Genomic DNA, 10,261 nt, shown 5'->3' with positions numbered 1-10,261 from the left:
GGCATGGGTGACGGGATACACCGGGAGTGCATTCACGCGTACCTGCTGGCCTACCGCGTCGAGGGCGGAGGGCCGGTGACTGATTCCAAGACACCCCTGTCCGAGAATCGGGAGGGCTGCCCATGGGAGGTAAAAGCCCCGTTGGAGCGGCTGCTTGCGCTTCCAGGTGTCACGTTCCTTTACGGTCCTCCCATTTTCGCATGGTGTGTTGGGGCTCCAGTTAATTCAACGAAAGCCAGCTATTCCCCTCTGGCCGAGCGGATGGCCCGACAGTTGCTCAGTGGCCGTGCACGCGGTCCGCGGCTGACGGGAAGGTCAGGCGGCTGCGCATCCCCCGACTGAGCGGAGAAAAAGACATGTTCAAGAAAGCGGCAGTCCTCGTTGCGAGCTGTGGCGCGTTGCTGTCCGGCTGCGGTAGCGACCCGCAGGTCGAGAACCAGGAGATCGTCGCCAACCTCATCGAGGCCGGCTTCCCCGAGAACGACATCATGGTCGTCGACGACGCGGTGTACGTCGGCCGCGACGCCCTCGTGACGCTCGAGGCGTCCCGCGAGATGCTCCAGACGGACAAGAGCACCCAGGAGCAGTACCGGACGACGAACCTCGTCAGCTCCACCAAGACGAAGATCTGCGTCAACCCCACCTCCACGTTCAACAGCTACACCCGCCTGAGCCAGGGCCTGGACCTGGCCATCGCCAACTACAATGGCCTGGGGCTGTCCTTCTCGATGGCGCGCGGCCCGACCACCGGCTGCAGCGCGAACATCACCGCGACGGTCACGTCCGGCGCCGGCGGCTCCGCGGGCTTCCCCTCGGGCGGCAATCCCTACGGGACCATCAACATCGGCACCTCGCTGAACACCTACAGCGTAGACGTGAATGAGCACGTCATCACCCACGAGCTCGGCCACACGATTGGCTTCCGCCACTCGGACTACTACAACCGCGCCATCAGCTGCGGCGGCGCCGCCTCCAACGAGGGCACCGCGGGCGTAGGCGCCATCCTCATCTCCGGCACGCCGAGCACGGCGACGGTGGGCGGTTCGATCATGAACTCCTGCTTCCGTTCGACCGAGACCGGCGAGTGGACCAGCTCTGACCGCACCGCGCTGAACGCCCTCTACTAAGCCATGGCAACCCGGCCCCCAGCTTCATCCCTGACGCTGTGGGCCCGCATCCTCGCGGGCACCGTCCTCCTGGGCCTTTCGGCCTGTGGAGACGCGGTGCCCGCGGTGCCTGAGGAGGATCCGCCAGTCTGCGGGAGTCCGACGACGGTACCGGAGGTGGGCAGCCTTTCGCAGTGCGGCCCGACCCCCAACTTCACCCCCATCAACTTCTACCTGGGCGAGCTCGCTGACGCCGTGCAGGCCAGCGAAGACGCAGTCGTGCTGATCGAAGGACGCTGCACCGGAACGCTGATTGAAGCGAGCGCGGGACCGGTGGTGGTGACCGCGGGCCACTGTGTCGGGCCGGGCGACCGGGTGTTGATGGTCTTCAACTTCGAGGACGCCTCTGACGGGGACCCGCTGGTGACCGAGGGCACCGTCATCGAGCAGGCGCTCGAACCCGACTACGCGCTCATCGCGCTGGACCAGCTTCCCACGGTCGCGCCCGTGTTGCTGTCGGCCCGGCCCAGCGAGCAGCTGGTCATCATCCAGCACCCCCGGGGACGGCCCAAGGTCATCGCCGAAGGCAGGTACCTGGATTCATGTAATCGGCTTGTCTATTACTCGGACCTGGACACCCTGGTGGGGAGCTCCGGTGCTGGCGTGCTCAACCGCCAGGGACACCTGCTGGGCATCCACACCGACGGCGATTGCGACGAGACCGGCCGAGGGTCCAACCGGGGCTGGACCGTGGATGCGATTGTCGAAGCGTCCCAGTACCTGCAGCCCGAGGACATCGTCGAACGCTGAGGGGAACAACCATGTTCAAGAGAGCGGCAGTCGTCGTGGTGAGCTGTGGCGCGGTCCTGGCTGGCTGCGGTACCGACCCGCGAATCGAGAACGAGGAGATCGTCTCCAACCTGGTCGAAGCCGGCTTTCCGGCCGCCGACATCCGGGTCGTCGAGGAGGCCGTGTACGTGGGGAATGACGCTCACGTGTCCCTCACGGCGTCCCGCGAGATGCTCCAGCCCGGTGAGGGGAGCGCGGAGCAATACCGGACGACCAACCTGGTCAGCACCGCCGCCGTGACGAGGATCTGCCTCAACCCCACCTCCACATTCAACAGCTACAGCCGGCTCAGCCAGGGGTTGGACCTGGCCATCGCCAACTACAATGCCCTGGGGCTCTGCTTCTCCATGGTGCGGGGACCGACCACGGGCTGCAGCGCGAACATCACCGCGACGACCATTCCCGGCAACAGCGGCTCGTCTGGGTTTCCCTCCGGCGGTCGGCCCTACGGAACCATCAGCATCGGCACGGGGCTGCAGACCGCGACCCTGGACATGGCCGAGTGGGTCATCACCCACGAGCTTGGCCACGCGCTCGGGCTGCGCCACTCGGACTTCTATTCGCATGCCATCAGCTGCGGCACCGCCGGCAACGAAGGCACCGCGGGCGTGGGGGCCATCCTCATCCCGGGGACGCCGAGCACGGCCACGGTGAACGGGTCGCTCATGAACTCCTGCCCCCGGCCGAACGAGACCGGCGAGTTCACCAGCACGGACATCATCGCGTTGCGTGCCCTCTACCAGTGTTGAGCACGACGGACGTGACGTACGAGCAGCCCACGATGTAGCCCCTTCACGCGGGTGCTGCGGACATACTGCGGCGATGGAGGTGGGCGAACCATGGCTGCGTCGGGGTCGATGAAGGGTTCAATGACGGGGTTGACCACCGGACTGCTTGTCGGTGGCCACAAGGTGGCGAGGCTGTTGGAGGCCGAGCTCGAAGGCACCGGCCTCAGTGCCGGAGAAGCGGTCTTGCTGTCCGCACTCGCGTCCGGCCCCATGACGATGACCGGAGTCATGGCGGCGCTGCACATCCAGGCGTCCACGGCGACCAGCCTGGTGTCGCGGTTGGAGAAGCACGGATACGTGCAGCGTTCCCCCAACCCCGCCGACGGACGCTCCTTGCTCGTCGCGAGCACCGACGCAGGCTCCGTCCTGTGCAAGGCAGCCGCAGCCGCCTTCACGCGCGTCGACAAGAAGCTCGCGCAAGCAGGCCGCGACGCCGTCCAGGGCCACAATGCCCTCATGCAACGGCTCGAAGACCTCACCTGAACCTCTCCCCGGCTGCGTCAGCCCACTCGCATATGATACGATTTCGTAGTATACGCGTGGGATGACCCTGAACGACAGCGCCCTTCTCGAACGGTTCTCACGAGGTGAGCTGAGCGAGTTCCCTCATCTCGACCATGTGCGTGTTGTCTACCTCCACACGCGCAGGGCCGGGAGGGACGCCGCCGTCGAGTTCGCCCGCGCTGGACTGCAGCGCCTGACCCGTCAGCTCGGAGTGCCGGAGAAGTACCACGAGACCGTGACGGTCGCGTGGGCCCGACTCGTAGGCGAGCGGACGGAGATCGGGCCGTGCCGTGACTTCGCCGAGTTCCTCGACCACAACCCCCAGTTCCAGAGGAAGGAGCTCCTCGACGACTACTACTCGCGTGAGGTCCTCTTCGGACCCGATGCGCGGGCCCGGTTCGTCGAACCTGATCTCAGGCCGCTCCCGTGACAGGGCCTGCCAACCGGCGGCCTGCCTCGGCTTCACGTCGGCTCGGAATCAAATCCAGCCAGGTGCCTCTTCGGCGCATGAGCACCGTGGGAAGCTTCCTCAAGGCCCAGGCAACGGGGCTCTCTACCCGCACCGCGTCCTCGAACGGGAGGCGACGGGCGTATTTCACCTTGTCCGTCCACATCATCATCGCCTGTTGAGCGCCCGCATCTTCAGGCCCCCAGACGTAGCAAGCGGTCGTCGACCCGAACCGGCAGAGCGAGCAGATCTCCACTCCCAGGCCTCGCGCTCGCTCGAAGAGCTCGTGTGCAAGCTGCTCGTTTGACTCCCGCAGCGGCGCTCGAATCGCAATCCGAGGAGGGAAGGTCTCCCATCCATCTACGATGACGGGCTGCCGGCGTCCGATGAGCTGAAGGTCCTCTCTGAAGACCCAGGAGATGTGCGTCGGATCCCCGTCTCGCGCCAGCGAATCACGCAAGGGCACCAAGGCTTCCTTGAACGGTGGGATTCCATCCATGCGCGCGATCTCCAGAGCCTTCGTTACGGCGCCGGAGTCTTGCCGAAGTCCCACCGCGTGACGCGCTGCTTGGAAGGCATCACGGCCGCGAGCGCCAGCGGAGCCCGTGTCCAGAGCAGGTTCTCCGCGTCCTCCAGCGGGCCCAGTGCGTAGGGCGGCCCCGGCGTCCCCAGGACCTGCTGGGCATAGAGGCGCGGCGGGTCTGGCTCCGTCTGGTGATAGGTGAGCCAGCCCCCGTCGGGCGAGAACTCCCCGAGGGTCACCCGCTCCAGGGGTGACAGCTTCACCAGCGGCGTCAGCTTCGCTTCCTGGGCATCCCAGGTCGCGCGCCAGATGCCGCTCACGTCCCGGTCCTGGTCCTTTTCCGAGGACGCGACGCCAGCGACGGTGAAGACCGCCACCGGCTGGGTGGGATGCAGCCGCAGCCCCTCCAATCGCAGCCCTCCGGAGCCCGCGAGCAGGGCGCCCAGTGCGCGCGCCAGTGGATGGTCCAGGGGGCCGTCCAGCGCGGGGCCGTGCACCTGCACGGCATTGTCCTTGCGCAGCACGAGCACTCCGGCGCCCGCGTCCCAGACGAAGCCGCCGTCGTTGCCCAGCTCGAGCTGGCCCACCGTCTCCGCTTCGGGCCCACCCAGGTCCAGCACGCGCAGCCGGAAGTCCACCTGTCCGGTGTCCAGGTAGCGCGTCAGGTCCCGCACCAGCACGGCGATGTGGCGCGGCTCCACCGAGAGCCACCGGGCTTCCACCGGCGTCTCTTCCAGGTCGTCCGTGGCCAGGTGCATCTGGTGGCGCTGCTTCGCCAGGTCGTAGACGACCAGCAGCCGCGACTGGAGGTAGGCGCACGCATCGGGCACCACCGCGGGGGAGATGGCCTGGAGGCTCCCTCCGGACACCTGCGGCAGGTAGCCCTTGTCCACCCGGGACGTCTGGGCGGAGCCCGCGCCCAACTCCAGCAGGCGCAGGGTTTCGTCGAAGAGGATGACGGCCGCGGCGCCAGGCCGGGCCGTAGGCATCACCAACGCCAGTTGCTCCGCGGGCACCGGCAGCGTCTGGCTTCGGGCCTCCGACGGGAAGGGCAGGCTCTGGCTCAGCGTGGGAATCACGGGAGGCATTCAGGCTCCAGGAGGCAGGTCACGACGGAGGCGCCACGTTCACGAAGCGGACCTGGTCCTCGTAGAGCAGGCCCTTGTCGTCCCCTGGAGCGTTCTCCACCTTCTCCAGCACGGCGGCGAGGTTCTTCAGGATGGGATGGTTGCGCATCATCCGCTTCTGCGTCCTGGCGAAGTGCTTCTTCTTCTCCTTCTCCGTCAGCACCCCCGACTCGACGAAGGCCTCGATGCCCTTCTTGAGGTTGTCCGCGATGGCGGGCAGCCCGTAGAAGCGCATCGGGTTCACCACCGCGAACTGGTAGAAGAGGTTGATCTTCCGCGGCAGGTTGAGCCGCTCCTCGACGAGCGCCAGCCCCTTGATGGTCTCCTCGTACCACTTCGAGTACTTCTTCTTCGACGCGAGGATCATGTACCAGTCGGTGCCGAACATGATCTTCGACAGCATGTGCTTCTGCTTGCACACCTTGGCGAGTCCCTCCCACATCAAGGGCAACTGGTCGTTCTTCTCCAGCTTCTTGTGGGCCTGCGCCTCCTTCTTCGAGCGCTCTGGAGAAGGCTTCAGCGGCTCCAGCAGGGGCAGGTACGACAGGTCCGTGAAGAAGTTGTCGTACTTCGCGCAGAGCTCGATGATGGACGTCACCCAGTTCTTCTCGTAGGGCACGTCGTCCTCGTCGAAGCACTGGCTGTTCTCGTCCTCCAGGTAGTGCCACCACAGGCACCGGTCCGAGGCGAAGTGGGCCAGGCACAGCTTGAGGTTCTCGTGACGTGCCAGCAGGGGGCGCCACGCCTCCGGATGCAGGTGCTTCTCCTTGAAGTACTTCAGGCGCAGCGGCGGGTCCTGGAGCATCTTCTGCGTGTCACCCCCCGCCCTCGCAAGCCGCGCCGGCATGTCCTCGTGCATGCGGACGATGCGTGCGGCGCGCTCGTAGCGTTCGCCCGTTTCATCCTGGTCGGCGAGGGCGTCGTTGTATTCGCCGTAGGCCTTCCAGTACTCGGGGTCGGTTGGCAGCGCGGACACGGCCATGTCCGGCGCGAGCGTGCCGTACTGCTGATACAGGTGCGGGTCGAGCGGCAGGCCGTGCTGCTGGCAGTAGTCCTTGAAGGTCTTCTCCTTCTCGGTGAAGCGCTCCCTCGCATCCAGGTACACCTCACGCTTCTTCCGCGCGTCCTCGTAGGCGTCCTTGTCCGCCTGACTGAGCGCGCCCGCCGCGGCCTTGTCCAGTTCGATGTAGAGCTTGCGGTCGTGCGTGAAGTGCCCGCTCGGAGTGCAGTGGTTCATGATGGGCACGCCTTGTTTGGCGCACCGCTCGAAGAACTTCGCCAGGGCCGGCACGTTCGGGTCGGTGGGCTGGTAGGCCTGCGACGTGTACATCTTGAAGCCCGCGAACATGCCTGCCTGTTCCTTCGTGGCCAGCTCGGAGAAGGGCCGGTCCCAACCGGGCGCCAGTGACGCTTCCTGGAAGGATTGCTCCTTTCCCGTCCACTGCGAGAAGCGACGCGGCTCGTAGTGATACATGGGGATGAGCCGCAGCGGGTGCTCGGCGCATGCTGTCTTCGTGGCCAGGACCTGCGCGCTCCACTGCTCGAAGATGCCAAACTCGCCGGGGTGCGCGGTGCTGAGGTCGGGCCGCTCGTGGACGTCGCCCGTGAGCCGGGTGCTGAAGGTATAGGCAGACTTCTTCGTGCCGGGCACCTTCACCTTCGTGTAGACGCTCTGGCCCTTGTAGCCATCCAGGTGGCACAGGTCCATGTCCATGGTCAGCACGATGGAGATGCCCAGGAAGGACGGCTGGCCGTCGCGCAGGTGCTTCGTCGCGTCGGACTTGCGGAAGGCGGAGAACACGCTGTCGTTCTGGTCGACGGTGTCCCGGCCAATCTGCAGCGTGGTGCGTGGGGACCAGCCCAGGAAGGGCTGGAAGAAGCTGACGATGAGGGTGCTGCCCACGCCGTTGAGGAACTTGCGCGAGCTGGCGGGGGACAGGATGCCGCCCAAGCGTGGCTCCAGCTGCGTGTAGTACGCCACGGGAAACGGCGTGCAGTTGCCGCTCATGATGTGCATGTGCGCATCGATGATGACGGGCGGCAGCGGCAGCTTGTCCGACGCGAGCAGCGTGGCGCTGGAGCCGACAGGCAGCTCGATGAAGGCATCCGGGATGGTGACGCTGTCACCGGGCTGGATTTCGTTGGGCCCGCGCTTGCCTCTCAGCGGCTCGTTGGACTTGTGCTCATAGATGTTCTTCCAGTCGTTGAAGCCAAACAGCGAGGCGAGGGCCTGGGGCGTATCGCCATCCTGGACGGTGTAGTTCTTCATGGGGGCCTCGGGACTGCTTCAGCTCTGGGAGATTCCCGCGTCCAGGTCGGGGAAGGTGACCCGGCACGTGCCGGGCGGGACGTCCTTCAACTTCGCCTTGCCGCTGCCATCGAGCGTGCCCTTCTGCACGGTGCCGTCCGGCAGCTCCACTTCGAAGGCCACGTTGGAGAGCGACTTGCCGTCCGGCCCCTTGAGCTGGAACTCCATGGGACCGGGCTTCGCCTGCGTCAGCTGCTCGATGTCCTTGAGCTTCGCCTTCTGGTTCTTGAGCGAGCCGGACCCCAGCATCTTCACGTTCGCGCCCTTGAACTTCACCTCGGAGCCGTCCACGGTGAGCGTCTTCGCGAAGAGCTTCACCGCGCCGGACTTCTCCATCTCGAGGATGAGGTTGTCTCCCACCATCAGGGAGAAGCGGTCCGCCTTGAGTCCGAACGTCTTCGCCAGCCAGGCCGTCGCCTCCTCCACCTTCACCTGCGACTCGGCCCCGGCCTCTTCGCCCAGGTCCTTGCCCACCGTCACGGTCAGCTGACGCTTCGCCTCGGTGACGAAGTCCCCTCCTACCTTGCGCGTGCTGTCCCCGCCCACGGACTCCTGCCGCATGCCAATGACGTACTCGGTGGAAGCGCCGCCCACCTGGAGCGAGCGCAGTCCTCCCGTGGCTTCGTTGTACGCGAGCGCCACGTTGAGCAGCGAGGCCCCACCGATGGTCTGCGCCCGCGCGGCGCCCACATTCATGATCGCGCCCTGCGCGACGAAGACCGTCGACTTGCCGGCGACCGTCACCGTCTGGTTGCCTTCCACCGACTCGTCGTGGCTGCCCTGGGTGTTGCTGGTGCGGTCCTTGCGCACCTGGAGCGTCTGGTGGCCCTCGACGATGCCGACATCCTCCTTGGAGACGAAGAGGAAGTGGTGTCCCTCCACGGTGCGTGAGCGCTCCTTCTTCACGAGCAGGTCCTCGAAGGCCCGGATCTCCTGGTCCTTGTCGTTCTCCGTGACGAGGTCCTGGTCCTTCTGGGCGTGGTGGAAGACCTCCTCCTGGCCCTTGGCGTCCTCGAAGCGCAGCTCGTTGAAGCCGTCACTGCCCTTGCTGGAGGCGCTCTTGTGGGTGCTCTTCGTCTTTTCGTCCGGCAGCGCGTAGGGCGTCGCGTTGGCGCCGTTGTAGACGGAGCCCGCGACCAACGGCCGGTCCGGGTCGCCTTCCAGGAAGCGCACCACCACCTCCTGCCCGATGCGCGGCAGGACGAGCGCGCCCCAGGCGGGGCCGCCCAGGGCCTGGCTGGTGCGCACCCAGCAGGACGCCTTGTCATCCCGCTGGCCCTCCCGGTCCCAGTGGAACTGGACCTTGATGCGGCCATGCGCGTCGGTGTGGATCTCCTCTCCGGCCGCTCCCACGACCTGCGCCGTCTGGAGTCCGGAGATCCGGTGCCGGGGCGTGAGCCGCCGGGGGCGGAAGGGAACGCTGGCGGGCAGCAACTGGAACTGGTTGCGGTACAGCCCCCCAAGCACCTCGCGGCCGCCGTGGGTCTCCGGCTGACCGCCGTGGTGCAGCACCTTCACCACGACGTAGCGGCCCTCGTGCGTGCCGTCGTCCTCCACCTGCAACAGGTGGCCGGAGGTGAGGCGGGGACAGATGCCCTCGCCTTCGAATGTCAGCGACGCCTGGGTGGCTTCCTGGATGCGCACCCTGGCGGTCGACCTGCCAACGCCAGGCGCCACATACCCTCCGGGGTAGTCATACAGCTCGAGCAACTCCGTGCCTTCGGGGGCTTTCGACTTGCCGGACACGTCCAGCGAGGGCTTCTCGAAATCGAAGTCCTTGAGGTGCACCGCACCCGAGCGCAGCCGGCGCACGCGCCGCAGGTCCGTCAGGTATTCGCCCGACTCGACACGGCGGTCCTCGGAGCGCAGGGGAAGCGAAGCGCCGCCGGGCGGAGCCTCATGGACGCTGGGGGCATCCCCGACAACGAGGACGTGTCCTTCCTCCGAGTGCTCGAAGAAATAGAAGATTCCCTCCCACTCCATCAGGCGACTGAGGAAGTCGAAGTCCGTTTCCCGATACTGGGTGCAGTACTCGCGCGGGGCGTAGCTTTCGTGAAGGCTGACACGCACCTCCACCCCGGCGGAGGTGAGGACGTCCTTGAGGATGTCCGGTACGGACTGGCCCTGGAAGATGCGGCTGCGCTTCACCTGGGTGAGGCGCCACAGCGCGGGCACGAGCTGCGCGCGGTAGCGCCAGCGTCCCTCGCGCAGGCCCAGGGCCTCCACGGTGCGCACCATGCCATGCACGTGGCGCGGCGTTCCGCCGGGCTGGACCATCGTGAGCAGGGCTTCGGCCCCCACCAGGGGCGCGGTGTCGAATGACTCGGGCGCCAGGGGGGCGAAGTCCACGCTGAAGTCGTAGAGGCGGCTCAGGCCCTCTTCCCCCTGCAGCCGTTCGACGACAAGCGACCCGGCTTCAAGGGATCCCACCCGCAAGGTGAAGGCGGGTGACTTGGCATTGGGCATGGACTTCCCCCGTCGCTGCGTGGCTGGCGACTGAAAGGGCTACCATACCAGGAGTGTGTGTGCGCTGCACTGCGCGAAGATGTGGGGTGAAGTCGGGCGTACGGGCCGCCCGCGGCAGGAGAGGGGCCCCCGGCAACCTGCC

General features: G+C 66.5%; 9 protein-coding genes. 5 read left to right on the top strand and 4 right to left on the bottom strand.

All coding sequences use genetic code 11. From position 1 onward, the window contains the following. Positions 1-356: 356 nt before the first annotated feature. From D7V93_RS28285 to D7V93_RS28265, 5 genes are all read left to right on the top strand, one after another. Positions 357-1,127, top strand: a complete 771-nt coding sequence (locus D7V93_RS28285) for a zinc-dependent metalloprotease (protein WP_120646348.1) — start codon at positions 357-359, stop codon at positions 1,125-1,127. 3 nt (positions 1,128-1,130) lie between these two features. After that, positions 1,131-1,916, top strand: coding sequence for a trypsin-like serine peptidase (locus tag D7V93_RS28280; protein WP_120646347.1), 786 nt, complete (start codon positions 1,131-1,133; stop codon positions 1,914-1,916). An 11-nt stretch (positions 1,917-1,927) separates the two neighbouring features. Beyond that, entirely contained in the window at positions 1,928-2,704 is a 777-nt protein-coding gene (locus D7V93_RS28275; protein WP_120646346.1) for a zinc-dependent metalloprotease, read from the top strand. 120 nt (positions 2,705-2,824) lie between these two features. Further along, entirely contained in the window at positions 2,825-3,226 is a 402-nt protein-coding gene (locus tag D7V93_RS28270; RefSeq protein WP_208723174.1) for a MarR family winged helix-turn-helix transcriptional regulator, read from the top strand. A gap of 61 nt (positions 3,227-3,287) precedes the next feature. Beyond that, entirely contained in the window at positions 3,288-3,677 is a 390-nt protein-coding gene (locus D7V93_RS28265; RefSeq protein WP_120646344.1) for a hypothetical protein, read from the top strand. Here D7V93_RS28265 and D7V93_RS28260 read toward each other — a convergent pair. Genes D7V93_RS28260 through D7V93_RS28245 form a run of 4 tightly spaced genes read right to left on the bottom strand, consistent with a single transcriptional unit; the run spans position 3,661 to position 10,119 of the window. After that, the gene (locus D7V93_RS28260; RefSeq protein ID WP_120646343.1) at positions 3,661-4,194 is read right to left on the bottom strand and encodes a hypothetical protein; all 534 of its coding nucleotides are present in this window, start codon (positions 4,192-4,194) and stop codon (positions 3,661-3,663) included. The genes D7V93_RS28265 and D7V93_RS28260 overlap by 17 nt on opposite strands. Before the next feature lie 23 nt (positions 4,195-4,217). Further along, complete coding sequence (locus tag D7V93_RS28255) at positions 4,218-5,306, bottom strand: hypothetical protein (protein ID WP_147451380.1); 1,089 nt, start codon at positions 5,304-5,306, stop codon at positions 4,218-4,220. A 19-nt stretch (positions 5,307-5,325) separates the two neighbouring features. Continuing rightward, positions 5,326-7,614, bottom strand: coding sequence for an amidohydrolase family protein (locus D7V93_RS28250; protein ID WP_120646341.1), 2,289 nt, complete (start codon positions 7,612-7,614; stop codon positions 5,326-5,328). A gap of 18 nt (positions 7,615-7,632) precedes the next feature. Then, positions 7,633-10,119, bottom strand: a complete 2,487-nt coding sequence (locus tag D7V93_RS28245) for a type VI secretion system Vgr family protein (protein WP_120646340.1) — start codon at positions 10,117-10,119, stop codon at positions 7,633-7,635. Positions 10,120-10,261 lie beyond the last annotated feature (142 nt).

It is taken from the genome of Corallococcus llansteffanensis (genome assembly GCF_003612055.1).
Classification (GTDB): Bacteria; Myxococcota; Myxococcia; order Myxococcales; family Myxococcaceae; genus Corallococcus; species Corallococcus llansteffanensis.
This window is presented reverse-complemented; position numbering and strand designations above follow the sequence as displayed.

Coding starts and splice junctions, on each gene's coding strand:
- D7V93_RS28265 (WP_120646344.1), top strand. CDS start 3,288: ATGACCCTGAACGACAGCGCCCTTCTCGAACGGTTCTCACGAGGTGAG.
- D7V93_RS28260 (WP_120646343.1), bottom strand. CDS start 4,194: ATGGATGGAATCCCACCGTTCAAGGAAGCCTTGGTGCCCTTGCGTGAT.
- D7V93_RS28280 (WP_120646347.1), top strand. CDS start 1,131: ATGGCAACCCGGCCCCCAGCTTCATCCCTGACGCTGTGGGCCCGCATC.
- D7V93_RS28285 (WP_120646348.1), top strand. CDS start 357: ATGTTCAAGAAAGCGGCAGTCCTCGTTGCGAGCTGTGGCGCGTTGCTG.
- D7V93_RS28255 (WP_147451380.1), bottom strand. CDS start 5,306: ATGCCTCCCGTGATTCCCACGCTGAGCCAGAGCCTGCCCTTCCCGTCG.
- D7V93_RS28275 (WP_120646346.1), top strand. CDS start 1,928: ATGTTCAAGAGAGCGGCAGTCGTCGTGGTGAGCTGTGGCGCGGTCCTG.
- D7V93_RS28270 (WP_208723174.1), top strand. CDS start 2,825: ATGACGGGGTTGACCACCGGACTGCTTGTCGGTGGCCACAAGGTGGCG.
- D7V93_RS28250 (WP_120646341.1), bottom strand. CDS start 7,614: ATGAAGAACTACACCGTCCAGGATGGCGATACGCCCCAGGCCCTCGCC.
- D7V93_RS28245 (WP_120646340.1), bottom strand. CDS start 10,119: ATGCCCAATGCCAAGTCACCCGCCTTCACCTTGCGGGTGGGATCCCTT.